The sequence below is a fragment of the Bacillota bacterium genome (assembly GCA_029961055.1).
Taxonomy (GTDB): Bacteria; Bacillota; Sulfobacillia; order JAIMAT01; family JAIMAT01; genus JAIMAT01.
Window position 1 is genome coordinate 167,765 of sequence record JASBVM010000009.1, and the last position, 26,709, is coordinate 194,473.

At 70.8% G+C, this 26,709-nt stretch carries 25 protein-coding genes and 1 riboswitch; of the genes, 10 read left to right on the forward strand and 15 right to left on the reverse strand.

Annotated elements, in window-relative coordinates:
• Nucleotides 1–66: 66 nt before the first annotated feature.
• A complete protein-coding gene (locus QJR14_03960; protein MDI3316761.1) occupies nt 67–873 on the forward strand; it encodes an IclR family transcriptional regulator in 807 nt (268 codons plus the stop codon).
• Between the two features lie 142 nt (nt 874–1,015).
• The gene (locus QJR14_03965; GenBank protein MDI3316762.1) at nt 1,016–1,978 is read left to right on the forward strand and encodes an FAD-dependent oxidoreductase; all 963 of its coding nucleotides are present in this window, start codon (nt 1,016–1,018) and stop codon (nt 1,976–1,978) included.
• Nucleotides 1,979–2,075: 97 nt separating this feature from the next.
• On the opposite strand, the gene QJR14_03970 is transcribed toward QJR14_03965, so the two are convergent.
• The 4 genes from QJR14_03970 to QJR14_03985 form a co-directional block, all read right to left on the reverse strand.
• A complete protein-coding gene (locus tag QJR14_03970) occupies nt 2,076–2,972 on the reverse strand; it encodes a thiamine pyrophosphate-dependent enzyme (GenBank protein ID MDI3316763.1) in 897 nt (298 codons plus the stop codon).
• Complete coding sequence (locus QJR14_03975; protein ID MDI3316764.1) at nt 2,969–4,708, reverse strand: 2-oxoacid:acceptor oxidoreductase subunit alpha; 1,740 nt, start codon at nt 4,706–4,708, stop codon at nt 2,969–2,971. The genes QJR14_03970 and QJR14_03975 overlap by 4 nt, the downstream gene beginning before the upstream one ends.
• 183 nt (nt 4,709–4,891) lie before the next feature.
• Nucleotides 4,892–5,509, reverse strand: a complete 618-nt coding sequence (locus QJR14_03980; GenBank protein MDI3316765.1) for an aminodeoxychorismate/anthranilate synthase component II — start codon at nt 5,507–5,509, stop codon at nt 4,892–4,894.
• A complete protein-coding gene (locus QJR14_03985; GenBank protein MDI3316766.1) occupies nt 5,506–7,110 on the reverse strand; it encodes an anthranilate synthase component I family protein in 1,605 nt (534 codons plus the stop codon). Before QJR14_03985 ends, QJR14_03980 begins: the two co-directional genes overlap by 4 nt.
• A 715-nt stretch (nt 7,111–7,825) precedes the next feature.
• Here QJR14_03985 and QJR14_03990 point away from each other — a divergent pair.
• The 3 genes from QJR14_03990 to QJR14_04000 are packed head-to-tail and all read left to right on the forward strand — an operon-like array spanning nt 7,826 to nt 10,034.
• Complete coding sequence (locus QJR14_03990) at nt 7,826–8,641, forward strand: basic amino acid ABC transporter substrate-binding protein (protein ID MDI3316767.1); 816 nt, start codon at nt 7,826–7,828, stop codon at nt 8,639–8,641.
• 12 nt (nt 8,642–8,653) lie between these two features.
• Nucleotides 8,654–9,334 (forward strand): amino acid ABC transporter permease, encoded by a 681-nt coding sequence (locus tag QJR14_03995; protein MDI3316768.1) that lies wholly within the window; start codon nt 8,654–8,656, stop codon nt 9,332–9,334.
• On the forward strand, nt 9,309–10,034 hold the full coding sequence (locus QJR14_04000; protein MDI3316769.1) for an amino acid ABC transporter ATP-binding protein: 726 nt from the start codon (nt 9,309–9,311) through the stop codon (nt 10,032–10,034). The genes QJR14_03995 and QJR14_04000 overlap by 26 nt, the downstream gene beginning before the upstream one ends.
• A 104-nt stretch (nt 10,035–10,138) precedes the next feature.
• Here the strand turns inward: QJR14_04000 and QJR14_04005 are convergent, their stop codons facing one another.
• Together QJR14_04005 and QJR14_04010 are read right to left on the reverse strand one after the other, a co-directional pair.
• Nucleotides 10,139–11,263 carry a homoserine O-acetyltransferase gene (locus QJR14_04005; protein MDI3316770.1) on the reverse strand — a complete coding sequence of 375 codons (1,125 nt, stop codon included), beginning with the start codon at nt 11,261–11,263 and terminating at the stop codon, nt 10,139–10,141.
• 16 nt (nt 11,264–11,279) lie between these two features.
• On the reverse strand, nt 11,280–12,587 hold the full coding sequence (locus QJR14_04010; protein MDI3316771.1) for an O-acetylhomoserine aminocarboxypropyltransferase/cysteine synthase: 1,308 nt from the start codon (nt 12,585–12,587) through the stop codon (nt 11,280–11,282).
• A 90-nt stretch (nt 12,588–12,677) separates the two neighbouring features.
• Nucleotides 12,678–12,813, reverse strand: a riboswitch (SAM riboswitch).
• A gap of 140 nt (nt 12,814–12,953) precedes the next feature.
• On the opposite strand from QJR14_04010, the gene QJR14_04015 reads away from it, so the two are divergent.
• A complete protein-coding gene (locus tag QJR14_04015) occupies nt 12,954–13,652 on the forward strand; it encodes a PspA/IM30 family protein (GenBank protein MDI3316772.1) in 699 nt (232 codons plus the stop codon).
• Complete coding sequence (locus tag QJR14_04020) at nt 13,649–13,933, forward strand: hypothetical protein (protein MDI3316773.1); 285 nt, start codon at nt 13,649–13,651, stop codon at nt 13,931–13,933. The genes QJR14_04015 and QJR14_04020 overlap by 4 nt, the downstream gene beginning before the upstream one ends.
• Nucleotides 13,934–14,049: 116 nt before the next feature.
• Here QJR14_04020 and QJR14_04025 read toward each other — a convergent pair whose 3' ends face one another.
• The 3 genes from QJR14_04025 to QJR14_04035 all read right to left on the reverse strand — a co-directional run bounded on the left by QJR14_04025 (nt 14,050) and on the right by QJR14_04035 (nt 16,447).
• Nucleotides 14,050–14,622: a hypothetical protein gene (locus QJR14_04025; GenBank protein ID MDI3316774.1), complete on the reverse strand. Its 573-nt coding sequence runs from the start codon at nt 14,620–14,622 to the stop codon at nt 14,050–14,052.
• A gap of 89 nt (nt 14,623–14,711) precedes the next feature.
• A complete protein-coding gene (gene htpX, locus QJR14_04030) occupies nt 14,712–15,620 on the reverse strand; it encodes a zinc metalloprotease HtpX (GenBank protein ID MDI3316775.1) in 909 nt (302 codons plus the stop codon).
• Between the two features lie 92 nt (nt 15,621–15,712).
• Nucleotides 15,713–16,447 (reverse strand): WecB/TagA/CpsF family glycosyltransferase, encoded by a 735-nt coding sequence (locus tag QJR14_04035; GenBank protein MDI3316776.1) that lies wholly within the window; start codon nt 16,445–16,447, stop codon nt 15,713–15,715.
• 187 nt (nt 16,448–16,634) lie between these two features.
• Between QJR14_04035 and QJR14_04040 the strand changes: the two genes are divergently transcribed.
• Both QJR14_04040 and QJR14_04045 read left to right on the forward strand, forming a co-directional pair.
• Complete coding sequence (locus tag QJR14_04040) at nt 16,635–16,997, forward strand: hypothetical protein (protein MDI3316777.1); 363 nt, start codon at nt 16,635–16,637, stop codon at nt 16,995–16,997.
• Entirely contained in the window at nt 16,998–17,423 is a 426-nt protein-coding gene (locus QJR14_04045) for a hypothetical protein (GenBank protein MDI3316778.1), read from the forward strand.
• A 62-nt stretch (nt 17,424–17,485) separates the two neighbouring features.
• On the opposite strand, the gene prfB is transcribed toward QJR14_04045, so the two are convergent.
• Nucleotides 17,486–18,623, reverse strand: a protein-coding gene (gene prfB, locus QJR14_04050; protein ID MDI3316779.1) for a peptide chain release factor 2 whose coding sequence is annotated in 2 segments (ribosomal slippage) — nt 17,486–18,553 and nt 18,555–18,623 — 1,137 coding nt in all. Because the reading frame shifts where the segments join, the coding sequence is not laid out codon by codon here.
• Nucleotides 18,624–18,694: 71 nt separating this feature from the next.
• Complete coding sequence (gene secA, locus QJR14_04055; protein ID MDI3316780.1) at nt 18,695–21,532, reverse strand: preprotein translocase subunit SecA; 2,838 nt, start codon at nt 21,530–21,532, stop codon at nt 18,695–18,697.
• A gap of 179 nt (nt 21,533–21,711) precedes the next feature.
• On the opposite strand from secA, the gene QJR14_04060 reads away from it, so the two are divergent.
• Nucleotides 21,712–22,215 (forward strand): flavin reductase family protein, encoded by a 504-nt coding sequence (locus QJR14_04060; protein MDI3316781.1) that lies wholly within the window; start codon nt 21,712–21,714, stop codon nt 22,213–22,215.
• A gap of 18 nt (nt 22,216–22,233) precedes the next feature.
• On the opposite strand, the gene QJR14_04065 is transcribed toward QJR14_04060, so the two are convergent.
• From QJR14_04065 to QJR14_04080, 4 genes are all read right to left on the reverse strand, one after another.
• Entirely contained in the window at nt 22,234–22,995 is a 762-nt protein-coding gene (locus tag QJR14_04065; GenBank protein ID MDI3316782.1) for an SDR family NAD(P)-dependent oxidoreductase, read from the reverse strand.
• Nucleotides 22,996–23,047: 52 nt separating this feature from the next.
• Complete coding sequence (locus tag QJR14_04070; protein ID MDI3316783.1) at nt 23,048–24,472, reverse strand: FAD-dependent oxidoreductase; 1,425 nt, start codon at nt 24,470–24,472, stop codon at nt 23,048–23,050.
• 99 nt (nt 24,473–24,571) lie between these two features.
• The gene (locus tag QJR14_04075) at nt 24,572–25,150 is read right to left on the reverse strand and encodes a DUF5317 domain-containing protein (protein ID MDI3316784.1); all 579 of its coding nucleotides are present in this window, start codon (nt 25,148–25,150) and stop codon (nt 24,572–24,574) included.
• Nucleotides 25,150–26,535, reverse strand: coding sequence for an HD-GYP domain-containing protein (locus QJR14_04080; protein ID MDI3316785.1), 1,386 nt, complete (start codon nt 26,533–26,535; stop codon nt 25,150–25,152). Before QJR14_04080 ends, QJR14_04075 begins: the two co-directional genes overlap by 1 nt.
• Between the last annotated feature and the right edge of the window lie 174 nt (nt 26,536–26,709).

The following is a 26,709-nucleotide window of genomic DNA, read 5'->3' on the forward strand; positions in this document are numbered from 1 at the left end:
TCGGGCTGACTCCAGACGGAGCGGGGTCGCACACAGCCCCGGAACGCGAGGAAGAGGGGACCATCCATGCCGAGACCGCGCACGCGTCGACCCGGTTCCACGCCCCGGGAGAGCCCGCACGTCCAGGTTCTGGACCGGGCCCTGACGCTTTTGGAGACGCTCTCGCAGGAGGAGAACGGGCTCGGGCTGGTGGAGGCGGCCAACCGCGCCCAGCTCCACCCGAGCACCACGTACCGGCTGCTGAGCACGCTGGTCAGCCACGGCTTCGTCACCCACGACGAGGAGACCGGCCGCTACCGGATCGGCCTCAAGGCGTTCGAGGTGGGGAGCGCCTTCCGCCTGCCCAGCGAGCTGAGGAAGCTGGCGCCCGGCCTGCTCCGCGCGCTCATGTCGCTGACGGGCGAGACGGCCAACCTGGCCATCCTCGAGCGCGGCGAGGTGACCTACATCGACCAGGTCGAATCGCCGGGTCTGCTGGGGATGCACGCGGGCATCGGTCGCCGCGTCCCCGCCCACTGCACCGGCGCCGGCAAGGCGATCCTGAGCCGTCTCACCGAGGAAGAGGTGGACGCCATCATCGCCGAGCACGGCCTGCCCGCCTACACCCCGCACACCATCACCCAGCGGGCTGCGCTGATGGAGGAGCTGGCGAAGATCCGGGAGCAGGGCTACGCCCTGGACAACGAGGAGATCGAGGTGGGTGTCCGCTGCGTGGCCGCGCCCGTCCTGGACGACAAGGGGCGGCCGGTGGCGGCGCTCAGCGTCACCGGACCGGTCACGCGCTTCCATGACGAGCGGCTGCCCACCCTGGCCAACGCCATCCGGGCCGCCGCCGCCGACCTCTCGGCCAAGCTGGGCTACCGCTCGGCCTGAGAGCCCAAGCCGTGCCCGCCCGACGGGGAGGACCGCCCCGGCCGTTGGCGCGGCCGGGGCGGCTCTCTTCCCGGGCTGCACCGGGGCTTGACGCCGCTGCTACTATACCCCTAGGGGTATCATCCCCGAGGAGGTGAGGTTGATGGGCATGCTGGGACCCCTGTTCCACCAGAGCGATCTCGTCATCGCCGGCGGCGGCCCGGCGGGGGCTACCGCGGCCCTCTATGCGGCGCGCGCGCAGCTGGACGTGGTCGTCGTCGACAAGGGGCTGAGCAGCGGCGCCCTGGGCATGACGGGGCGGGTGGAGAACTATCCGGGCCTGCCCGGCGCGACAGGCCCGGAGATCGTCGAGGCCATCCGGCGCCAGGCCACCTCCTTCGGGGCCAAGTTCGTCCAGGCGCAGGTGATCGGCGTCGACTTCTCCGGCGACCCCAAGGTCGTCTACACGTCCGACGGCGACTACCGGGCGCGGGCCGTCATCCTGGCCACCGGCGCCATGGGGCGGGCGCGGAGGGTGCCCGGCGAGGACGAGTACGTGGGCCGGGGTGTCTCCTACTGCGCCACCTGCGACGCCGCCTTCTTCCGCGGCCAGCGGATCGCGGTGGTGGGCAGCTCCGACGAAGCGGTGGAGGAGGCGCTCTTCGCCGCCACCTTCGCCTCGGAGCTCCTCTTCCTGGTGCCCGGCCGCGAGCTGAAGGCGGCGGTCAGCCTGGTGGAGCAGCTGGAGGGTGCGCCCAACGTCCGCATCCTCTACGGCTACCGCCTGCTGGCGGTCGAGGGCGACGGCCTGCGTCTGACCGGCCTGCGCGTGCGGACGCCCCAAGGGAGCGAGAGCGTCGTCGAGGCGTCCGCGGCCTTCATCTATCTGCAGGGGAACAAGCCGGTGACCGACTTCCTGGGCGGCGCCGTCCGCCTCAAGCCCGAGGGCTGCGTCGACGTGGACGAGCACTTCGAGACCAGCGTGGAGGGCGTCTACGCGGTGGGCGATCTGCTCTGCTCCGAGGTGAAGCAGGCCGTCATCTCGGCGGCGCAGGGAACCCTGGTCGCCATCGAGGTGGAGAAGCGGCTGCGCGGGCGCGCGGTCGCCCGCGTCGACTGGAAGTAGGGAAGTAGACCGCTCCCGGTCGCTCCGCCCGCCGGTCGCCCGACACCCAGGGGGCCATACCCATGCGGGTATGGCCCCCTCCTCTTTCCACGCGGCCCTATTCCCCGGTGAGGCTGAAGGCCTCCAGGATCGACTGCCGCTCGTCCTCCTTCAACGGCGCCACCCGGCGGGTGAGCGGCTCGTGCGCGAACTGCGGCAGCAGCTCGTCGTAGGCGACCCGCTCCGGATCCTCGAAGAGGATCCCTTCCACGAGACCGCCGGTCTCGGCCAGCTTGGCCGCGGCCGTGGCCCGGTCCAGCCTGCGGTAGGAGGGGTCGGCGTCCACGTCCACCAGCCGCTGGCGCAGGTAGTCGTAGCCGTACTCCTCGTTGAAGGTGACGCAGGGGCTGAAGACGTTGACCAGGGAGAAGCCCCTGTGCTGGATGGCGGCGCGCAGGATGACCGCCAGGTGGTCGATGTGGCCCGAGAAGCCCTGCGCCACGAAGGAGGCGCCGAGACCCAGGGCCATGCCCAGCGGCGAGAGCGGGTAGTCGGAACTGCCGAAGGGCGAGGAGCGCGTCACCCGGCCCAGCGGCGTGGTGGGCGCCGTCTGGCCCACCGTCAGGCCGTAGACGTCGTTGTTCATGACCACGTAGGTGACGTCCACGTTCCGGCGGATGGCATGGACCAGGTGGCCCACGCCGATGCCGTAGCCGTCGCCGTCGCCGCCGACGGCGATGACGGTCAGCTCCGGGTTGGCCAGCTTGGCCGCCTGGGCGACCGGCAGGGTCCGGCCGTGCAGGCCGTGGAAGCCGTAGGTGCCGATGTAGCTGGAGAGCTTGCCCGAGCAGCCGATGCCGCTGACCACCAGGACGCGGTGCGGCTCGATCTGGAGGTCGACCAGCGCCCGCTGGAGGCCGCGGAGCACTCCGAAGTCGCCGCACCCGGGGCACCAGGTGGGCGTCTCGGCGCGGTAGTCGTTCAGGGTCACCTTCCTCGCTTCCGTCACGCTCATCGTGCGAGCACCTCCCTGACCGAGGCCAGAACCTCGGCGGTGGTGAAGGGGTTGCCGTCGAACTTCAGGCAGGAGTGGAAGCCGTCGGAACCCAGCTGCCGGCGCAGCTCGCCCGCCAGCTGCCCGGTGGCGTTCTGCTCCACGACCAGCACCTTCTTGCCCTCCAGCTCGGCCGCCAGCGCCCGGGTGGGGAAGGGGCGCAGGACGCGCAGGTGGACGTGGCGGGCCGGGACCCCTTCCGCCTCGAGCAGCTGGCGCGCCTCCTCGATGGGACCGTAGGTGCCGGCGAAGCCGACCAGGACCAGATCGGCGTCCTCGGGCCCGCTGGTCCAGAGCGCCTCCCTCGTCAGCTCGGGGTCGGCGGCGGCCGTCTCCATCTTCTTGAGCCGCTTGGTCATCTGGGCCACGCGCGGCTCCGCGTCCTCGGTGATGTGACCCTCCACCGTGTGCTCGTCGCCCACCGCCGCCGTGGTCTTGCCCGGCACCCCGGGCAGCACCCGTGGCGAGACCCCGGTGTCGGTCAGCTGGAAGCGCGGGTAGGTGTGCGGCGCGAAGGCGCCCGGCTCCAGGTCGAGCTGCCCGCGCTCGACGGGGATGCGCCGCAGCTCCTCCAGGTCCACGTTGCGCACGTCCAGGGCCAGATTGAGGTCGGCGGCCACGATGACCGGGCACTGGTACTTCTCCGCCGCGTTGAAGGCCGCCTGGATCGCCCAGAAGGCGTCGGCCGTGGTGGCCGGGCTGATGACGATGCGCGGCTGGTCTCCGTGCGAGCCGTAGAGGATCTCGTTCAGGTCGCTCTGCTCCGGGCGCGTGGGCAGTCCGGTGGCCGGGCCGCCGCGCTGGGCGTCGACGATCACCACCGGCGTCTCCGTCATGGCCGCGATGGCGATCCCTTCCTGCATCAGGGAGAAGCCCGGGCCGGAGGTCGCCGTCCAGGCGCGCTGCCCGGCCAGGTTGGCGCCGATGGCGTAGTTGACCGCGGCGATCTCGTCCTCGGCCTGGACCACCGCGCCGCCCACCTTGGGCAGCCACTTGGCCAGCCACTGGAGGATCTCGCTGGCGGGCGTGATGGGGTAGGCGAAGAAGAGCCTGCTGCCCGCCTCCAACGACCCCCAGCCCATCGCCTCGTCGCCCTGGAGGAGGACGCGCCGCCCGGGGGCCGGCTTCTCCGGCATGGCGAGCGGCGGGATCCCCAGCTTGTGGACGGCCTCCCACCCCAGCCGGTAGGCGTTCCGGTTCTGCTCCACCACCTCGTCGCCCTTGCGGCCGAAGCGGCTGGTGAAGTACTCGTCCAGCGCCTCCTCGCCCCAGCCCAGCAGCGCGCCGGTGGCGCCCAGCGCCACCGTGTTGGCCATGATGGCGCCGCCCGCCTGCTTGGCCAGCGCCAGGAAGTCGACCGGCAGCAACCGTCCCGGGCTCCCCTCCGGGAGGTGCGGCTTCTTGGCCGCGTTGGCCAGGACCAGCGAGCCCTCGTGCAGCTTGTCGGCGTCGTGTTCGATGGAGAGTTGGTCGAAGGCGACCAGGATGTCGACCCGGTCCCCGGGCGTCAGGAGCGGCCGGGAGCCGACGCGCACCTGGTAGTGCGTGTGGCCGCCCTTGATCAGGCTCATGAAGTGCCGGTGCGACGCGACGTAGTAGCCTTCCTCGTGCATGATCTGGAGGAAGAGCGCCCCGGCCGACTCGATCCCCTCGCCCTGGGCGCCGCCGACCTGCCAGACCAGATCTCGGCGTTCCACCGTCTCATCCCCCCCGCCGGGCCCTCACACTCTCCCGGCGGTGGGGACCCGGTCACCGTTTTGCTCGGCAGCAGTTCGTTTTGCGTTGCGGAATCGCGTATCTATTCCGAATTGATTCTATCAATGCGTCGGCAGAATTGTAAGTCGTACCATTGTGAAATCGCTTGCCATGTTGTGAAAGTTTCACGGGGAGGCGAGGCTCGCCACCCAGTTGGCCAGGAGCCTCGGCCCGGCAGGCGTCAGGACCGACTCGGGATGGAACTGGACGCCTTCGCAAGCAAATTTCTTGTGGCGGACCCCCATCACGAGCTCCCCGCCGGGGCCGGAGCCGGAGCCGGTCACCGCCGTCACCACCAGCTCCGGCGCGGGTTCCCCCCCGCGCCCGGGATCCACCACCAGCGAGTGGTAGCGCGTCGCTTCGAAGGGGTCAGGAAGCCCCCGGTAGAGCGGCGAGCCCGCCTCCGCCCGCGGCCGGATGGGCGAGGTCTTCCCGTGGACCGGCACCGGAGCGGGGACGACCCGGGCACCGAAGGCGACCCCGATGGCCTGGTGGCCCAGGCAGATGCCCAGGATGGGGATGCGCGGCGCCAGCTCCCGCACCAGGTCGACGCAGATGCCCGCCTTCTCGGGCCGTCCGGGACCCGGGGAGAGGACGATGCCGCGCGGCTGCATGCGCGCGATCTGCTCGACGGAGGCGGTGTCGTTGCGGACCACCTCCACCGTCTCCCCCCCGCTCACGACCTCCAGCGCCTGGACGAGGTTGTAGGTGAAGGAGTCGTAGTTGTCCACCACCAGGATCACCGGCTGCCCACCTGCCTTCCCGGCGCGGCCGGCGCCACGTCCCGGGAGGCGCCGGCGGCGGCGCGCTCCCGGGCCTCCGCCAGCGCCTGCATCAGGCCCGCCGCCTTGTTCCGGCTCTCCTCCCACTCGCGCTCGGGCACCGAGTCGTAGACGACGCCGGCACCCGCCTGGACCTCCGCCCGCCCGGGCTGGCAGAGGATCGTCCGGATGGCGATGCAGGTGTCCAGGTTCCCGTCGAAGCCCACCCAGCCCACAGCGCCCGCGTAGGGGCCGCGACGCTCGCCTTCCTCGGCGGCCAGGAGCTCGATGGCCCGCACCTTGGGGGCGCCCGAGACGGTCCCCGCCGGGAAGCAGGCGGCCAGCGCGTCGATCGCGTCCAGCCCGGGGCGCAGCCGCCCGCGCACGGAGCTGACCATGTGCATCACGTGCGAGTAGCGCTCGACGCCCATCAGCTGGTCGACCCGGACGCTCCCCCGTTCCGCCACCCGGCCGACGTCGTTCCGCGCCAGGTCCACCAGCATCACGTGCTCGGCTCGCTCCTTGGGGTCCGCCAGCAGCTCCTCCTCCAGCCGCCGCTCCTCCTCGGCCGTCGCGCCGCGCGGGCGCGTCCCCGCGATGGGGCGGGTGCTCACCTGCCCCTCCTCCACGCGCACCAGCATCTCGGGGGAGGAGCCGACCAGCTGCCGCCCCCCGAAGTCGATCAGGAAGAGGTACGGCGAGGGGTTGACGGCGCGGAGCGCCCGGTAGACCTCCAGCGCCCCCGGCGCCCCCTCCAGCACCCAGCGCTGGGAGAGGACCGCCTGGAAGATCTCCCCCGCGGCGATGGCGCCGCGCAGCCTCTCCACCTGCTCGAGGAAGCGGGCGCGCGGCGTCCCCTCGCGGACGCGCAGGCTTCCTCCCGGAGCCGCCGGGTCGCCGGCCGGCTCCGTCCCCTGCGCGGGGGCGGACCAGCCCTCCGCCGGCAGCCCGCCGTGGATGGCGGCCAGCACCTCCTCCACCGCCGCCAGCGCCGCGTGGTAGGCGGCCAGCGGCGAGGGGCCGGCCGGCGCCAGGTGGAGCACGCCGACCCGGTGGAGCAGGTGGTCGAGGAAGACGACCGTCTCGGCGAACTGGAACTCCGCCTCCGGCCAGGCGGCGGCCGGGCTCTCCGGCTCGCGCAGCCGGCCGGGGCCCAGCACCTCCTCCAGCCGCGGCTCCAGGTGGCGGACCGCCTCGTAGGCCAGATAGCCGACCGCCCCGCCGCGGAAGCGGACGTCGGCCTCCACCGGCGCCACCCGCTCGCGCCGCAGCTCGCTGCGCAGCGCCTCCCAGGGCGTCCCCGGGAGCCAGGAGCGCTCCCACCTCGCCCCGGTCCGGCGGTCCACCTCGGTCCCGCCCGGCCGCGAGCGCAGCCAGGCGTACGGGCGGAGGCCGATGAAGGAGTAGCGGCCCACGCTCTGCCCGCCCTCCGCGCTCTCCAGGAGGAAGCTGGCGCCCAGCGGCCTCAGCTTCAGGTAGAGGCTGATGGGCGTCTCCAGGTCGTTGGTCTCCACCCGCAGGAGCGGCACCCGCTCGTACCGCCGTGCCAGCTCGAGGAAGCGCTGCTCTTCCCGGTCCGTCAACCGCATCCCCTCCTTCCCGGCCCAGGCCGGCCCGGCCCCGCGCCCGCCGCGCCTCCGCCGGACGGGGCCGGAATGAAAAAGGCCTTCCGTCCCACATGGGACGGAAGGCCTGGCCTCCGTTGTGCCACCCAGCTTCGGGAGCCCCCGGCCCGCGCGGCCCCGCCGTGGCGGGGCGGCACGGGTGGCACTCCCCTCGGCCCGGTACGCGGAACGCCCGGACGCACCGGGCGGTCCTGAATACCGGCCCCCTGGTAACGGTGGGGCTCCGGGTCCGCCTACCCGCCGCAGCCGGCTCGTGGGGTGCTGCGCGCCTCCCACGGCTGGTGCGATCGCTCGGGGACCGGCTCGGGGATCCATTCGCCGGGCGGCGCACCGCCGGTTCGCACCCTCCACCGGCTCTCTGCGGGCCCGCCGAGCCCGGTTACTCTTCCCGTCACCGCCGTCGTCAGCCGATCCGATGTTGCTCGCATTGTAGGAAGGGCGCTTCGTCCGCGTCAAGCTTCCTGCGGCCCGGCGCCCCTTCCGCACATGCATGTTCATGCAGGTTCTCGCCGGGCGATTGCCGTGTTGTTCGCACATTGCGACGGCCGCGTGTATAATCATGCAGTCCTAGGGCGCTCCGACGCCGGGAAGGTACGGGCGCCTCTCCGTCGAACTGCGTAGCCCGGAAGCCGCAGCTCGCAACCTTACCATCATCGCGAGGAGAGATGACGACATGATTCGCAAGACCCACCTGCTCCGGTGGCTTGCACCCGCTCTGCTGGCGAGCCTGGTTCTCGCCGCGGCAGGGTGCGGGGGAAAGGCGCCCGCCGCGGGCGGCAACGGCGGCTCCACCGCCGCCAACGGCGGCAACAAACCCTACCTCCAGGTCGGCTCGGAGGTTGCCTATGCGCCCTTCGAGTCGGTCGACCCGACCACGGGCAAGTTCGTCGGCTTCGACATGGAGCTGATCGACGCGATCGCCAAGGCGGCCGGCTACGCCGGCGCCCAGGTCCACAACATCAAGTGGGACGGCCTGATCCCCGCCCTGAACAACCGCGAGGTGGACGCGGTCATCTCCGCCATGACCATCACGGACGAGCGGGCCCAGAGCGTCACCTTCTCCGACCCGTACTTCACCGCCGGCCAGGTGATCGGGGTCAAGAAGGGCAGCCCGATCAAGACCCCGCAGGACCTGGCGGGCAAGAAGGTGGGCGTCCAGGCCGACACCACCGGCGACTACGCCGCCCAGAAGGTGAAGGGCACCACCATCGTGCGCTACCCGCAGACACCCGACGCCATCAACGCGCTCCTCAACGGCGACGTGGACGCGGTGGTGATCGACGCCCCCGTGCTCTACAACTTCATCAAGGAGAACCCGAACCGCGGCGTCGTCGCCGCCGGGCAGCCGTTCACGGTGGAGTACTACGGCATCGCCATGCGCAAGGACGACACGGAACTGGTCCGCAAGATCAACCAGGCGCTGGCCAAGCTGAAGGCGGACGGCACCTACCAGAAGCTGTACGACCAGTACTTCTCGTCGTCGAAGTGAGCCTGGCTGCCGATGGATATCCGCTGGGACGTCGTCGTCCGGTACCTCCCCTTCCTGGTCGAGGGCGTACCGATGACGCTCCTGCTCTCCGGGGCGGGGATCGGCATCGCCCTCGTCTGGGGGCTCTTCCTGGCCTTGGGGCGGCTCTCGCAGCGCGCCTGGCTCAACCGCCCGGCCGCCGCCTACATCACGTTCTTCCGCGGGACGCCGCTCCTGGTCCAGATCATGCTCATCCACTTCGCGGCGCCGCAGCTCTTCGGCTACCGCCCGCTGCCGCCGCTGGTGGACGGCATCGTCGCGCTCGGCCTCAACTCCTCGGCCTACGTGGCCGAGATCTACCGGGCCGGCATCCTCTCCGTGCCGCACGGGCAGATGGAGGCTGCCCGCTCCCTGGGCATGAGCTACGGCCTGGCCATGCGCCTGGTGGTCCTGCCGCAGGCCTTCCGCGTGGCCGTGCCCCCTCTCTTCAACGAGTTCATCGCCCTGACCAAGGACTCGTCGCTGGTCTTCGTCCTGGGGGTGGCGGAGCTGATGAGCCGCGGCAGCGTCTCGGCCGGCAACGCCTTCCGCTACCTGGAGATCTGGGTGCCGGTCGCCCTCCTCTACCTGCTGCTCACCTCCGTCTTCACGGTCTTCGCCTCGGCGGTGGAGAGGAGGCTGGGCGTCCATGATCAGCGTCCGCAACTTGCGTAAGCGCTTCGGTGCCTTCGAGGTGCTGCGCGGCATCGACCTGGAGGTCGACCCGCGCGAGGTGATCGTCATCGTCGGACCGAGCGGCTCGGGGAAGTCCACCTTCCTCCGCTGCCTCAACGGGCTGGAGCGGCCGAGCGAGGGCGAGGTGCGCATCGACGGCATCTCGCTCACCGACCCGGCCACCGACCTGGACCGGGTCCGCCAGCGGGTGGGGATGGTCTTCCAGGCGTTCAACCTCTTCCCGCACCTGACGGCGCTGCAGAACGTGACGCTGGCGCCGATCCGCGTCCGCGGCATGAAGCCGGCCGAGGCCCGGGAGCTGGGCATGGCCATGCTGGCGCGCGTCGGCCTCGCCGAGAAGGCGTCCGCCTACCCCTCCCAGCTCTCCGGCGGCCAGCAGCAGCGGGTGGCCATCGCCCGCGCGCTCGCCATGCAACCCGAGGTGATGCTCTTCGACGAGCCCACCTCGGCGCTGGACCCCGAGATGATCAACGAAGTCCTGGACGTGATGGAGGCGCTGGCGCGGGACGGGATGACCATGGTGGTGGTCAGCCACGAGATGGGCTTCGCCCGCCACGTGGGGACGCGCCTGCTCTTCATGGACCAGGGCGTGATCCTGGAGGAAGCCGAGCCCGACGCCTTCTTCCAGCACCCGCAGCACCCGCGCGCGCAGGCCTTCCTCTCCAAGATCCTCCGCTGAACCGGCCTGCGCCGCGCCGGCGCGCGGCCGCCGGGGCGGCGGGGTCACCCCCGGCAGGCAGGCGGGACGGGGGCCCGGCCGGGGCCGCCCCCCATCCCTTCGCCCTAGGCGGCTGCCATCGCCCGCTCGAGGAAGCCGGAGATCAGCGGCCCCAGCGCCCCCAGGTCGGTCAGGAAGGCGTCGTGCCCGTCGTCCGAGGGCATCTCCACGTAGCTGGCCCGCACCCCCGCGCGCCGTGCCGCCTGGAAGACGGCCCGGACCTCCTCGGCCGGGTAGAGGCGGTCACTGGCGATGCCCACCAGCAGGAGCTCCCCCCGGATCCTCGCCAGCGCGGCCTCGAGACCGCCCCAGGCCTCGCCCAGGTCGTAGAGGTCCATCGCCCGGGTCAGGTACAGGTAGGAGTTGGCGTCGAAGCGGTCGACCAGCTTCTCCCCCTGGTAGGCGAGGTAGCTCTCCACCGCCATCTGGTCGCCCCAGCCGCCCTGGGGCGGCCTCTGCCAGCGCCGGCCGAACTTCCGCTCCATGGAGCCCCAGGAGTGGTAGGTGACCATGGCCACCTGGCGCGCCACCGAGAGGCCGCGGACGGGGCCGGCGGTGCCGTAGTAGTCGCCGCTCCGCCACCCGGGATCGGCCATGATCGCCGCCCGTTGCGCGGCGCTCCAGGCGACGGCGGTCGCCGAGTGCGCCGCCGGCGCGCCGATGGCGACCGCCCGCTCCACCCGCTCCGGAGCCTCCACCGCCCAGGTGAGCGCACGCATGCCGCCCAGCGACCCGCCGACGACGCAGGCCAGGCGCCCGATGCCCAGCCGTTCCAGGAGGCGCACCTCCGCCCGGACCATGTCGCGGACGGTGATCAGGGGGAAGCGGAGCGCCCAAGGCCGGCCGTCGGGCGAGGGCGAGGCGGGGCCGGTCGAGCCCTGGCACCCGCCCAGGACGTTGGCGGCCAGGACGAACCAGCGCTCCGTGTCGATGGGAGCGCCCGGGCCGACCATCCCCTCCCACCAGCCGGGCACGTCTTCCTCGCCGTGGGAGGCGACGTGGGCGTCACCGGTCAGCGCGTGCTCGATCAGGACCACGTTGGAGCCGTCGGCGGCGAGGTGCCCCCAGCTCTCGAAGCGGAGACGAAAGGGGCCCAGGGTGCCGCCCAGGTCCAGCTGCAGCGGCGGGTCGCCCGGTTCGCCCGTCCCCAGCGTGACGGAACCACGGGTCGGTAGGACCACAGGGCTCACCGCGGTCACCGCCGCTTCACGCCGCCCCGGCCGTCCGGCGGGTGGCGGCCACGAGCGCCTGGTCCAGGTCGTCGATCAGGTCGCGCGCGTCCTCGATGCCGATGGAGGCGCGGACCAGATCCGGCGAGACGCCGCTGGAGAGCTGCTCCTCCTCGCTCAGCTGCTGGTGCGTGGTGGTGGCCGGGTGGATGATCAGCGAGCGCGCGTCACCCACGTTGGCCACGTGGCGGAAGAGGCGGAGCGCGTCGATGAAGGCGGCTCCCGCCTCCCGCCCGCCGGCCAGGCCGAAGGCGAGGATGGCGCCGGCGCCGCGGGGCAGGTACTTCTCGGCCAGGGCATGGTACGGGTCGTCCGGAAGGCCGGGGTAGCGGACCCAGGAGACCTCGGGCCGCCGGCTCAGCCAGGCGGCGACCGTCTGGGCGTTCTGCACGTGCCGTTCCATGCGGAGCGGCAGCGTCTCCACCCCCTGCAGGATGAGGAAGGCGTTGAAGGGGCTGAGGGCCGGCCCCAGGTCGCGCAGGAGCTGCGTCCGCGCCTTGGTGACGTAGGCCGCGGCGCCGAACTGGCGCGTGTAGGAGATCCCGTGGTAGGTGGGATCCGGCTCGCTCAGCTCCGGGAACTTGCCGTTCTCCCAGTCGAAGCGGCCGCCGTCCACGATGATGCCGCCGATGGAGCTGCCGTGGCCGCCGAGGAACTTGGTCAGCGAGTGGACGACGATGTCCGCGCCCCAGTCGAAGGGCCGGCAGAGGTACGGGGTGGCGAAGGTGTTGTCCACGATCAGCGGGATCCCCGCCTCGTGCGCGATGCGCGCCACCGCCTCGATGTCGAGGACGTCCAGCCGCGGGTTGCCCAGCGTCTCCGCATAGATGGCCCGCGTGCGCGGGCCGATCGCCGCGCGGAAGTTCCCGGGGTCCGAGGGGTCGACGAAGCGCGTGGTCACCCCGTACCGGGGGAGCGTGGAGGCCAGCAGGTTGAAGGTGCCCCCGTAGAGGTTGGAGCTGGCGACGATCTCGTCGCCCGCCCTGGCGATGTTGAGGATCGCCAGCGTCTCCGCCGCCTGGCCCGAGGCCAGGGCCAGCGCGCCGACGCCGCCTTCCAGGGCCGCGACGCGTTCCTCCAGGACCGCGACGGTGGGGTTCATGATGCGCGTGTAGATGTTGCCCGCTTCCTCCAGGGCGAAGAGCCGGGCGGCGTGCGCCGTGTCCTGGAAGAGATACGAGGTGGTCTGGTAGATGGGGACGGCCAGCGCCCCCGTCGCCGGATCCGCCTGGAAGCCGCCATGAACCGCCAGCGTGTCGAAGTGGAGCGCCGAGCGCTCGCTCACCGGACTTCACCTCTCCTCTCCCGCCGCAGTCCGCAGGGGCACGAAAAAGCCCCTTCTCAGACCGAGAAGAGGCGCTGCGAGGGCGCTCTCCTCTCATCTCTCAGGCCAAGCCTGCAGGAGTTGGCACCCTTGGCGGGCCGGCCCGGCGTCGTCGACGACGACCGCCTGAGCCGCCCCGGGTTGCCGGGCTTCATCGGGCCAGTCCCTCCGCCACTCTGGATAAGAGGCTGCGGCGCTATTTAGTTGGGAAAAACCATATCATCGCGGTTCCGCGGGCGTCAACCCGTATAATCCGAAGCGGAGCGCGCGGACGGCAGGGCCCGCGGCGAGCCGATCGGCGCGCGCTGCACTGGAGGTGGGGCAAAGGTGGGAGTCCTGTCCAGGATCTCGACCGTGGTCAAGGCGAAGGTGAACAAGCTCCTCGACGCCGCGGAGGATCCGCGGGAGACGCTCGACTACTCGTACGAGAGGCAATTGGAGCAGCTCCGCCAGGTGAAGCGAGGCCTGGCCGAAGTGGTCACCTCGAAGAAGCGGATCGAGCTGGAGGCGGCCCAGCTCCGCCAGACCGCCCAGAAGCTGGAGGACCAGGCGAAGCAGGCGCTGGCCGCCGGCCGCGAAGACCTGGCGCGCACCGCGCTCGAGCGGAAGGCCGGCATCACCGCCCAGCTGGAGGGGTTGGATCAGCAGATCGCCTCCCTGGAGGCCGAACAGCAGAAGCTGACCGACCTGGAGGTGAAGCTCCGCACCAAGGTCGAGGCCTTCCGCTCCCAGAAGGAAGTGATCAAGGCCCAGTACTCCGCCTCGGAGGCGCAGGTGCGGATCAGCGAGGCGCTCAGCGGCCTGTCGGAGGAGATGAGCGACGTCGGCCTGGCGGTCGACCGCGCCCGGGAGAAGACGGAGCGGATGAAGGCGCGGGCCGCGGCCATCGACGAGCTCTCGCAGAGCGGCGTGCTGGAGGATCCCCTGGGTTCGGACGACATCGACCGCGAGCTCCGCAAGGTGGCGGCCGGAAACCGGGTGGAGAGCGACCTGGAGCGCCTGAAGAAGGAGGTCGGCCGCTCGTGATCGTCCGCATCCAGACCGAGCACCAGTACCGCCTGGAGGGCGAGGCGCTCCGCCGCCTCGACGAGGAGGACAACCTCCTTCTCGAGGCGGTCCGCGCCGGTGACGAGGCCGCCTTTCGCGAGGTCTTCGGGCGGATCCTCAACCTGATCCGGTCGGAGGGAGAGCCCCTGCCGGCCACCCACCTGGGGCCCTCCGACGTCATCTTGCCTCCCCCGGAGACCACGCTGGAGGAGGCCCGCAAGATCCTGGCCAACTACCCCGAGGACCTGGTCGAACGCTGATGCCTGGCCGGGGCGCGGGCGAAGGGGCGGCGGGTCGCAGACCCGCCGCCCCTCGTGGCCCTTCGCCGTCTCTCGCAGAAGAGATGGGGCGCCCTTGACCTGGTAACGGGCGCGGCTCAGACCGGGCAATCCCAGAGCGCGTACCAGCGCGTCGGGTCGGTCTCCCAGGGGAGCTCGCCCTCCAGCACCGCCCCGGCGCGCAACTCCAGCGCGTTGTTCCGTTTCTTCTCTCCCTCGGCCGGGATGAACGGGTAGAAGTTCCCCCGCTTGTAGTTGTAGACGAGGTAGGCGCCCCGCCCTTCCTCGGTGAGAAAGCGCCAGACCGCCGAGAGCAGCTGGCTGCCGTATCCCTTCTCCTTCAGCGTCTCCGCCACCATGTGGACGGTGGTCACCAGGTCGTCGAAGTCGGGATCGGTGAGGATCGCCCAGCGGTAGCCGTACGCGTCGTGCTGGAACTCCACCCGCGCATGCGACTCCTCCGAGCTGAACCGGAGGAGCTCCTCCAGCTCCTTCTCCACGTCCGCGAAGTCGCCCGACTCCACCGGCCGGTAGCAGACGCCGGCCCGGCCGGCGCTCTTCCATTGCAGGCTGGTCTCGAGCGTCACCTGGGCCGTGGAAAGGGCGAAGAACGCCTCCGTCTTGGGCCGCGTCGGTCGCGAGCGGCCGAAGAGTGCATCCAGGAAGCCCATCGCGCGCCCCTCCCGCTCAGGCTGCCGTCCCGTCGTCCCCGCCCTCCGCGCCCTGTGTCCCGGCCTGGGCGGGCCACCCGCCGCGCGCCTCAGCGCGGCCGGCTCTCCAGCTCCCGCTGGAGCCGCTCCAGCTGTTCGAGGCGCCGCTCAAGCGAGGGGTGGGTGGAGAAGAGCTCCATGACGTCCTCCCCGCTGAGGGCGGGCACGATGAAGAAGGCGTTGAGCGCCTCCGCCTGGCGCAGGTCGCGGGTGGGGATCATCTGCATCCGCCCGCTGATCTTCTGCAGCGCGCTGGCCAGGCGCGAGGGGGCCCCTGTCAGGATGGCCGAGCCCCGGTCGGCCGCCAGCTCCCGGTAGCGCGAAAGCGCCCGGATCAGGAAGAAGCTGATCACCCAGACCACCAGCGAGGCAAGGTAGACGACGATCCAGGCGACTCCCGAGTTGTTGTTCCGGTCGTCCCGGCCGCCCACCATCCAGCCGATCAGGTAGAAGCGCTGGACGATGAAGGAGGCGATGGTGGCGAAGAAACTGGCCCACGTGATCACCGCCACGTCGCGGTTCTTCACGTGCGTCAGCTCGTGCCCGAGGACCGCCTCCACCTCCTCCGGCTCCAGGCGGTTGAGGAGCCCGGTGGTGACGGTCACCACCGCGTGGCTGGGGCTGCGGCCCGTGGCGAAGGCGTTGGGAACGTCGGTGCGAGCCACCGCCACCCGCGGCTTGGGCAGGTCGGCGGCCGCCGCCAGCCGTTCCACCATGGCGTGGAGCTCCGGCGCCTCCGCCTCCGTGACCTCCCGGGCGCCCATCGACCAGAGCACCAGGCGGTCGGAGAGGAAGTACTGGAGCGCCATCATGCCGCCGACGACGACCACGAGCGTGACGAAGTCGACGCCCGCGTTCCAGAGGATCAGGGCGAAGGCCAGGTAGAGCGCTGCCAGGAGGAAGAGCGTCACAAACATGCGGGCGGAGAGACCCCAGTCGTGACTCAGCCGGCGTTCCATCTTCCGAATCCCTCCGTCAAGGTCAGCCGCCACGACCACCATACCATAGGGAGCCTCGCCCACCGAGATGCGTATGCGGCCCCCACAGTGGCCTAGCGCCTTCGCCGCGCGCGTTCCACGGCCAGGACGAAGCGGGGCAGCGCCAGCTGCCGCCGCCATCGAGAAGGTTGCCGCACCAGCCGGTAGAGCCATTCCAGCCGGGCCCGGATCATCCACGCCGGCGCCCGCCGCGTGACGCCCGCCAGCACGTCCAGGGCTCCGCCCACGCCCATGCCCACCGCCGCCCCGGTCTCCTCGCGGTGGGCCACCAGCCAGCGCGGGTCGCGCCCCATTCCCATCCCCGCCACCAGCAACTGGGGCTGCAGGGCCCGGATCGTATCCAGGACGTAGCTCTCCTCGTCCGCCTCGAAATAGCCGTGGTGCGTGCCCACCACCCGGACCCCCGGGTACCGCCGCTCGATGGTCCGGGCCGCCTGCTCGGCCACCTGCGGCGCGCCACCCAGCAGGAAGAGCCGCAATCCCTCCGCCGCCCCCTCGGCCAGCAGCCGCTCCAGCAGGTCGACCCCGGTCACCCGTTCGCGGAGCGGATGACCCAGCCGCCCTGCCGCCCAGAGGACGCCGACGCCGTCCGGGGCCAGGAGGTCGGCCTCCTCCAGCCAGCGGCGCAGGTGAGGGTCGGCCTGGGCGGCCATGATCATCTCCGGGTTGGGCGTCAGGACCACGCGCATCCGCCCGCCCGGCTCCCGGCACCAGCCCAGGATGCGGCCCGCCGCCTCGTCCATCGTCACCGCGTCCACCGGGACGCCAAGGATGCGGAACCGTTCCATCGTCGACGCTCCCTGTTCCACCGCCCTCTCTTCCTTAGTTTACCATCCCGCCGGCCAGCGACGAGGCTGCCGACCGGGCTCGTCCAGCCGGTTGGTATAATGCAACCATAACGTGGCAAGCCTGATCCGCGCTCGTTCTCGCGGTCCAGCTCCGTCCGGCCGCGGGCGGGCCAAGGAAGGTGAGAGGATGAGCCGAGAAAGCACGGGCAGCACGATCGCCGCCCTTCTGCTGGGGGCGGCAGCCGGCTTCGTCGCCGGCCTTCTCCTCGCTCCGGCCTCCGGGGCTGCGACGCGCGACGCGGTCCGCCAGCGCGCCTCGGAGACCTTCTCACGCGCCGGCGGCGGTCTTCTCGAATCCGCCCAGGGCATCACCGCCTCCGCCGGCCACTGGGTCGAGCGCGCCCAGGGCGGTCTCGGTTCCGCCTGGGAGACGGCCCGGTCCCGCCTGGGGCGGCGGGAGGAGGGAACCGGGGAGGCGTCCGCCGAGCATGACGGCGACGACCTGCCCGGGGCCCCGGACGAGAGCCCCGAGCCCGGGGGCTCCTTCTAGATGGCCTCCCTCACCGTCATCGCCGTGGCCACCTCGGTGATGGCGCTGGCCACCATCGTGGCGGCGGTGGCGATGGGTATCCTGATGGCCCGCATGGCCGCGGCGCTCCGCTCGCTCCAGGGGGAGCTGGACCAGCTGCGCGAGGACGTCTTCCACGCGGTCCACGACGTACGCCAGGTGACCGATGACGCCGCCGCCCTCGTCCACGGCGGCAGACGGCTGGCCGAGCAGGCGGGCACCATGGTGACCGCGCTCGCCTTCAGCCGCGCCTTCGGCCGCGGGGGCGGCAGCTTCTGGTCGGCGCTCGGCCAGGCTGCCGCCGGCGCCCTGGCGCCGGCGCTCGGCCACTTCCTCAGCCGGCGCCTGGGGAGCTCCCCCGACGGCCCGGGAGAGAGGGACCAAGGGTTCGGCAAGCCGAAGGCGTGAGGCCCCGCCGCCCGGGCGGCGGGGCCTCACGGCGTCCCCCCCTCCCCCGGGCCGGCCGGACCTCACAGCGCCTCGTGCACCTGGCGCTGGGCCTCCGACTCCAGGAGCGCCTCGATGAACGGGTCGATCTCCCCGTCCATCACCGCCTGGACGTTGCCTACCTCGGTCCCCGTCCGGTGGTCCTTGACCAGCGTATAGGGCTGGAAGACGTAGGAGCGGATCTGGTTCCCCCAGGCGATCTCGCCCTGCTCGCCGCGGGCGGCCGCCTTCTCCCGCTCCCTCTCCTCCAGCCGGAGCTCCAGCAGCCGGGCCTTCAGGATGCGCATGGCGTTCTCCCGGTTGGCGTGCTGCGAACGCTCCGTCTGGCAGGTGACCACGATCCCCGTGGGGATGTGGACGATGCGGACCGCCGTCTCCACCTTGTTGACGTTCTGCCCGCCGTGACCCCCCGAGCGGTAGGTGTCGATGCGGAGGTCGCCCGGGTCGATCTCGACCTCGCTCTCTTCCTCCACCTGGGGTGCCACGTCCACCGACGCGAAGGAAGTGTGGCGGCGAGCGGCGGCGTCGAAGGGGGAGATGCGGACCAGGCGGTGGACCCCCCTCTCGCCGCGGAGGTAGCCGTACGCGTACGGACCGCGGATCGAGAGCGTGGCGCTCTTGATCCCCGCCTCGTCCCCCGGCTGCAGATCCAGGGTCTCCACCTGGAAGCCGTGGGCCTCCGCCCAGCGCATGTACATGCGCAGGAGCATCTCCGCCCAGTCCTGGGCCTCGGTCCCTCCCGCCCCGGGATGGAGCGAGAGAAGGGCGTCCCGGGCGTCGTACTCGCCCGAGAAGAGCATCTGGAAGCGGAGCCGGGAGAGCTGCTCCTCCGCCTTCCCCAGCGCGGCCTCCGCCTCGCGCTCCGAGTCGCCCGCCAGCTCCGGCGCCTCGCTCGCCGCCTCTTCGGCCATCTCCAGGTACTCCCGGGCCTGGTCGAGGAGCCGGTCGACCCCGCGCATCGCCTCCACCGGTTCGCGGAGGCGGCTCAGCTTCTTCATCAGCTGCTGGCCGCGGGCCGGATCGCTCCAGATCTCCGGCTTGGCGCTCTCCGTCTCCAGCCTTCCGATCTCTTCGTTCAACCGGGGGAGGTCAAAGAGACCTCCCGATGCGCTCCGCCTCGAGGCGGGCCTTTTCAAGCCGCTCCTGCAGCTCCTCGATCATCTTCTCCCAACCTCCCGCAGACTCTCGTCTCGCCCCGCACCGGGGCGGCGGATGCGGCCGTGCGCGCCGGCTCAGCCGGTGGCGCGGCCATGGCAGTACTTGTACTTCTTGCCGCTGCCGCAGGGGCAGGGATCGTTCCGTCCCACCTTCTGCACCCGCACCGGCTCCAGCCGGGCGACGCCCGCCGGCGGCGCCCCCGCCTCCTCGCCGCTGCCATGGCGCGCCGCGCGGCGCCGCTCGGCCCTGGAGAGCGGTGCGGCCGGGGCGGGGGAGCCCGCCACCGCCATCGCCTGGCCTTCCGCGGCCGCCGCCACGCCGGCCGGGACGTCGCTGGCGCCATACGTACCGGTGGCCATGGCCACCGCGCGCCGCTGAACCGGCTGCGGCTGCGCGGGCTGGATCTGGACCCGGTAGACGTAGCGGACGATGTCGTCGCGGATGGCGCGGACCATCTCTTCGAACATCCGGTGGCCCTCCATCCGGTACTCCACCAGGGGGTCGGACTGGCCGTACGCCCGCAGCCCGATCCCCTCGCGCAGGTCGTCCATGGCGTCCAGGTGGTCGATCCACTTGGAGTCCACCACGCGGAGCATGACGAAGCGCTCCAGCTCGCCCATCAGCTCGCGCCCGTACCGGGCCTCGCGCTCGTCGTAGACCTGGCGGCAGAGGTCCAGGATCTCCTCGCGCAGGGCGGCCGGTCCCAGCCCCTTCAGCTCCTCGGCCCGCAGCCGTCCCGCCGGGAGGAAATCTTCCTCCAGCTCCCGGACCAGCCCGACCAGGTCCCAGTCTTCCGGATCCTCGCGCTCGGGGGCGTGGCGCTCGATGGCTTCCTGGACGACCTCCTCCACCATCCGCTCGATGACGGGGCGGAGGTCCTCGGCCTCCAGCACCTCCCGGCGCTGCCGGTAGATCACCTCGCGCTGCTGGTTGAGCACGTCGTCGTACTCGAGCAGCTGTTTGCGCGCGTCGAAGTTCTTGGCCTCCACCTTCCGCTGGGCGTTCTCGATGGCGCGCGTGACCAGCGAGTGCTCGATCGGTTCGTCCTCCTCGACGCCCAGCCGGTCCATCAGACCGGCCACGGTCTCGCCGCCGAAGAGGCGCATCAGGTCGTCCTCCAGCGAGACGAAGAAGCGGGAGGAGCCCGGGTCGCCCTGCCGGCCGGCGCGGCCGCGCAGCTGGTTGTCGATGCGCCGGGCCTCGTGTCGCTCCGTGCCGAGCACGTGGAGGCCGCCCAGCGCCACCACCCTCTCGTGCTCGGCGTCGGTCTCGCGCTTCTTCTCGGCGTAGATCTTCCGGTAGAGCTCCCGCGCCTCGGCCACTTCGGGCGAGGTGACCGGGCCGTGCTCCGCCGCCTCGGCGATCACCTCGGGCGCATAACCGAGCCGGGCCAGCTCCTCCCGGGCCATGAAGTCGGGGTTGCCGCCCAGCAGGATGTCGGTGCCGCGGCCGGCCATGTTGGTGGCGACGGTGACGGCGCCCAGCCGGCCCGCCTGCGCCACGATCTGCGCTTCCTTCTCGTGGTACTTGGCGTTGAGGACCTGGTGGGGGACGCCCTCCCGCTTCAGCATCTGCGAGAGTCGCTCCGACTTCTCCACCGAGGTGGTGCCCACCAGCACCGGACGGCCCTTCTCGTGCATCTCCTTGATCTCGCGGACCACCGCCCGCCACTTGGCGTTCTCGGTCTTGTAGACCTGGTCCGGGTACTCGTGGCGGATCAACGGCAGGTTGGTGGGGATGACGACCACGTCCAGCCTGTAGATCTTGGAGAATTCCTCCGCCTCGGTGGCGGCGGTCCCCGTCATGCCCGCCAACTTGTCGTACATGCGGAAGTAGTTCTGGAAGGTGATCGTCGCCAGCGTCTGGCTCTCCCGCTGGATCGGGACGCCTTCCTTCGCCTCGATGGCCTGGTGGAGACCGTCCGAGTACCGCCGCCCGAACATGAGGCGGCCGGTGAACTCGTCGACGATGATGACCTCGCCGTCCTTGACCACGTAGTCGCGGTCGCGGAGCATCATCTCCTTGGCCTTGAGGGCGTTGATCAGGTAGTGGGAGAGGTCCATGTTCGAGGTGTCGTAGAGGTTCTCCACCCCGAGCAACTTCTCCACCCTGGCCACGCCCTGCTCCGTGGGCGCGATGGTCTTGTTCTTCTCGTCGAAGGTGTAGTCTTCGTCCCGCTTCAGCTTTTTGACGACCTCGGCGAACTTGTAGTAGAGCTCCGTCGAATCCTCGCCGATGCCGGAGATGATCAGCGGCGTCCGCGCCTCGTCGATGAGGATCGAGTCGACCTCGTCCACGATGGCGTAGTGCAGGCCGCGCTGGACGCGGTCCTGCGGGTAGAGCGCCATGTTGTCCCGCAGGTAGTCGAAGCCGAACTCGTTGTTGGTGCCGTACGTGATGTCCGCCGCGTACGCCCTCTGGCGCTGGGCGGCGTCCATGTCGTGGAGGATGACGCCCACCTCCAGCCCGAGGAAGCGGTGGACCTGCCCCATCCACTGCGCGTCGCGGCGGGCCAGGTAGTCGTTGACGGTGACCACGTGGACGCCCTTGCCCTCCAGGGCGTTCAGATACGAAGGAAGCGTGGCCACCAGCGTCTTCCCCTCACCGGTGGCCATCTCGGCGATCTTCCCCTGATGGAGGACGATGCCGCCCATCAGCTGGACATCGAAGGGACGCATGTCCAGCACCCGCCGCGCCGCCTCGCGCACGGTGGCGAACGCCTCCACCAGCAGGTCGTCCAGGGGCTCCCCCCGTTCGAGCCGCTCCTTGAAACGGACCGTCTGCCGGGCCAGCTCCTCATCGGACATCGCCTGCATCCGGGGCTCGAGGGCGTTGATGGCCCGGATCGGCTCCTCGAGCCGCTTGAGCTCGCGATCGTTGTAGTTGAAGAGCCTCTTGATCAGGCCGAGCACGGCCATCGCCTCCACCGCGCGGCATTCGGCGCCCGCCGCCGTCATGCCGCGGGCATCCACACTCCCTGTATTATACCGGACCCTCCCCCCGGCTCCGGGCGCTCCGGCGGGGCCGGGCCGGTGACCAGGCTCCGGAGGGCCGGCCGGTGGTTAGAATGAGGGGGCAAGGGGGGGAAGCGATGGAGATCTCGCCGGAAGCACAGCGTCGAGCCATGGGTCATTTCGCAACCGGGGTGGCGGTCCTGACGGTGCCTTCCTCCGTCGGGGAGCCGCGGGGCATCACGGTCAACTCGCTCACCTCGCTCTCGCTCGACCCCCCGCTGATCCTGGTGGCCATCGACCGGCGCAGCCCGCTCCACCGGGCGCTGGCGGAGGCCGGCCACTTCGCCCTGGGCATCCTCCGCCACGACCAGGAAGCGATCTCCCGCCACTTCGCCTCCCAGCCCGGTGGGCTCCTCCGCCCGGGCGACCTGGAGGCAGGGCCGCACGGCCTGCCGCTGGTGGCCGAAGCCCTGGCCACCCTGATCTGCCGGCGCGTCCAGAGCTTTCCCGGCGGCGACCACACCATCTTCGTCGGCCAGATCGAGGAGGCGCGCACCGCGCCCGAGGAAGCGGACCCGCTCCTCTACTTCCGCGGCCGCTACCTCGCCCTTCCCGCCTCCGCCCCCTGCCCCCACCCCTGAGCGCCGGAGCCGCCCGCCTCAGGCCAGCAGGAGCTGGCCGCGCACGGCGGCCGCCTCCGGCGAGAGGAGCCAGCCCACCAGGGACGCCAGCTCCGCCGGCGAACGCCAACCCTCGCGGCGGGCGCCGGGCATCGCCTGCCGGTTGGCGGGGGTGTCGATGACCGAGGGCGCGAGCACGTTGACGCGCACGCCGCTGCCTTCCAGCTCCTCGCTCAGCGCCTCGGCCAGGCGGAGGAGCGCCGACTTGGCGGCCGCGTAGGCGCCCATGCCGCGCCCCGCGCGGCCGGTGGCGGCCCGCGCGGCCACCAGGACGACCGCGCCGGCGCCCGCCTCCCGCATCGGCGGCACGACGGCCTGGACCAGCTCGAAGGCCGTGCGGACGTTCGTCTCGATCAGCCTCTCCCAGGTGGCCCAGGAGCCGCCTGTCACCTCTTCCATGGCGAAGCCGCCGGCGGTGTGGACGGCGGCGTCGATCCGCCCCTGCCACCGGAGGCAGGCGGCCACCGCCCGTTCGGCCCCGGCGGGGCGTCGCAGATCGGCGCGGAGCCAGCGGAGCCGGCCGCCCGCCGCCAGCCCGTCCAGCTCCTGCGCGGCCTCCCGGCGCCTCTCCGGATCCCGGTAGGTACCCAGGACCGCCCAACCCCGCTCCAGCAACCAGCCGGCCACCGCCCGGCCCAGCGCCCCGTCGGCTCCCACCACCAGCGCAGAAGAAGGGCGGGGCCGCCCCGAGCCTTCCCGCCGGAGATCTGCCTCGCCCGCGGTTCCTTCCGTCCTGCTCACGGTCAGCGCCCCCTTCGCCCGCCCGCGCGGGCAGGGCCGCCGACGGACGAGCCTACGTTCGGACGGCCTTCCGCAGGGAGTGGCGCGACTCCTTCAGCCACTCGGCGATGGCGCGCGCCGCCAGCCGGCCGTCCCGCACCGCCTCGACCACGGTGGCCGGTCCCTGCACCGCGTCGCCGCCGGCGAAGATGCCCGTCACCGGCGTCTGCCCGGTGTCGTCGACCAGGATCCGCCCGTGGGCGTCCACCAGACGCGGATCGCCCAGCGCCAGGCCGGCCACTTCGTAGCCGACGGCCAGAATCACCGTCTCGCAAGGCTGCTCGAACTCGCTGCCGGGGATCGGCTCCGGACGCGGCCGGCCGCTCCGGTCCGGGGCGCCGAGCCGCATGCGCACCAGCCGCGCCGCGCGCACACGGGCGTCCTCGTCGCCCAGGAAGGCGACGGGATTGACCAGATACTCGAACTGGACCCCTTCCGCCTCGGCGTGTTCGATCTCCACCGGCCGCGACGGGCTCTCCGCCTGGGTCCGCCGGTAGACGACCCGGACCTCCTCGGCGCCCAGGCGAAGCGCCGTCCGCGCCGCGTCCATGGCCGTGTTGCCGGCGCCCACCACCAGCACCCGCCGCCCCACCCGCGGCGGCTCCAGCCCCGAGGCGGGATCCAGCGCCAGCTTCGCCTGGTGCAGGAAGGCCTGCGCCGTCCAGACGCCCGCCAGGTCCTCACCCGGCACCTCCAGCCGGCGGGCGACCTGGGCGCCCACACCGAGGAAGACGGCGTCGACCTCGCTCTCCAGCTCTTCCAGCGAGAGATCCCGCCCGACGGCGACACCGAAGCGGAATGCCACGCCCTCGCCGCGCAGGCGCGCCACCTCGGCCTCCACCGTGCCCATGGGCAGGACGAACTGCGGGATCCCGTCGGCCAGGAGCCCTCCCGCGCGTTCCTGCGCCTCGTACACCGTCACCTGGAAGCCTTCCCGCACCAGGAAGTGGGCCGCCGCCAGCCCGGCGGGCCCCGCCCCGATCACCGCGACGCGGCGCTCCTCCGCGGCCGCCGCCCCGGCTTCCGTCTCTGGCGTCGCCGGCCGGCCCTGCCGCTCGGCGCGGAGGGCCTCGAACTCATCCCTGTGCCGCAACGCGTAATCGGCGATGAACCTCTCGATGGCGCCGATGCGCACCCCTTCGCCCCGGGCGTTGAGCACGCACCAGCCTTCGCACTGGTTCTCCCAGGCGCAGACGCGCCCCGTGCAGGAGGGGAGGGCGTTCCGGTTGTAGTCCAGCAGTGCGGCCTCCAGGAAGCGACCTTCCTGGACCAGCGCGATGAAGTCCGGGATGGGGTTGTGGTTGGGGCATCCGTCGATGCACAGAGGGTTGAGGCACTGAATGCAGCGATATGCTTCGTCCATTACTTCTTTTTCGTCGTAACCGAGCGCTACCTCGTCGAAACTCCTCTTGCTGACCTCTGCAGGCAAGCTGCGCATGGGGGTGCGGATCCAGCGACTTTCGCCCACGATTCGCCCTCCCTCCCCGCCGCCCGCACCTTAGCATCGGGTGCAGGAAGGGTCGATCACCCGACCGGGCTACGTCGACAACCCGCCTTCCCTCCCGGTGCGTACCCCCACCCCGCGCACCCCGCGCTCGAGCAAGAGGAAAGCGCCGATCGCGATGAGCAGGTCGCCGGGGCTGAAGATGGGCGTGGGAATCCTCGGAAGCGCCAGGTAATCGGCCAGCCAGGGAAGCCGGGTTCCCGGCCCTGCGAGCACGTGGAGCGCGTCTTGACCACCCCGCAGCGCCTCGATCAGTTCCGGCCGCAGGTGCACCCACGGCTTCATCACGACCGGCATCCGTCCGCCATTCAGGGCGATGACCAGGAGATTCGAAGCGGACCCGAGCAAGAACCAGACCAGCCCCGGCAGATGGAGGTTCCATGCGGCAAAAGCCACGAACAGTCCGAACGCGACCACGTTGGCCGCTGCCATCGCCGCCCCGCCCGCCACCCCCGGTCCCGCCAGCAAGGGGAGAGCATTCTGAACGAGGAAGCCGGCCACCAGCAGCCCCAGCCATCGAAACTCAAGATCCAGCAGGCGCCCCAGCCTGCCGCCGCGCGCCAACCCCGTCACCAAGCCCAGTAGCGCCCCTGCCAGCCCGATGATCCCCATCAGATCGGCTGGTCCCCCGGGCTGCCGTTCTCAATGCCGTCTGTGCCACCCGGACCGGAGCCACCGGTCTCCCGGCTCGCGCTTTCCACCATGGCCATAACCTCCTCAGGCCCTGGCATCGCGAAGTACGGCAGCTCCGCCTCGACCCATTCTTTGAACCCAGGCTTCTCCATCACCCGCAGGAACGCATCCAGCACCACCGGGTCGAACTGCGTGTTCCGGTGGGTCATCAGTTCGTGCAGGATCTCCGCGAACGGGATCGACGGCTTATACACCCGCCTCGACGCCATGGCGTCGAAGGCGTCGGCCACCGCGAGGATCCTCGCCCCTAACGGGATTTGCTTGCCGCGCAAGCCATCAGGGTACCCTGAGCCATCATAACGCTCATGGTGATGTTTCGCCCAGTCATTCACCTTCTCGAATCCTTTCACTCCCTCCAAGATAGATCCTGTCAAGCCCGCATGCGCCTGGATCTCTTCGTACTCGCCGGGTGTGAACCTAGCTGGCTTCTTGAGAAGGCGATCCTCGATTCCGATCTTTCCAATGTCATGGAGAAGCCCGGCATACCGTAGCGTCTCTAAGTCGGACTGAGCTAGTCCTAGTTCCTCTCCAACCCTTACGGCAATCTCAGCAACACGCCGCGAGTGCCCTGCAGTATAGGCGTCTCGTACCTCCAGTGCCACTGACAGCGACGCGATCGTCTCGGCATATGCTTTCTTCATGTCGGTATACATAACAACGGCGTGCCGAGCGACCAATAGCGGTATCAGAAGCAAGGCTATTCCGAGCATTCCTGTCTCGAAGTACAATGCTGCCATCAGGACAGCCAGTGCTGTCATTGCAGCATAGTCGGATGTCAGGCCAGCCATATGGTAATCGAATGAATCCCTAACACGTCTTCCGCTAGCAGCCGACACAACCAAGGCAACCAGAGTCGTGTTGACTAACCACGCCGCAAGGCTTCCTATGATCATAGCCCCGATGTCCTGAACCGAGAGGGAGTAGGCACGTTCGCGTAAAGCTCCGTAGGTGAACCCACCGATAATGGTTGCTATGGCCATTTGTGCATGGTTAAATACGTACATCCTCCAGGTCCATTTCTTCGCAGCCGGGCTGAGGTGCATGGGCATGAGCAAGCTAATCACGCCCGCCCAGAACGGGCCAATGACAATGGATCCGGCGTAGAGTATCGGGAACGTAAAGGTGGCCGTTACGTTGTCGCTTATCCGGACAGACAAGAACTGTGCGATCGACGCTAGTATGAGGAACCCAACGACCGCCACCCATTGTACTGGTGCATCGGACCGATAGCTTAGCACCATCGCGCCGGCGGTCGCCAGTACGGTCATGGCTATCACGAGATCTCGTTTAAGGTCCGAGCCCATCTAACTGCCCCCATTAATGTTGACCGAGCAGCCGGTCCGAGGACGACGAAACTTGCTAGCGCTGCCACCTTGGAAGTGAGCGCTGCTCCATTCAGTTGCCCCAGGCCCAGTAAGCCTGAGCAGACACCAAGAGAAGCCCAAGACCCACCAGCAGCTGAAGCGCTCGGTTCAGGT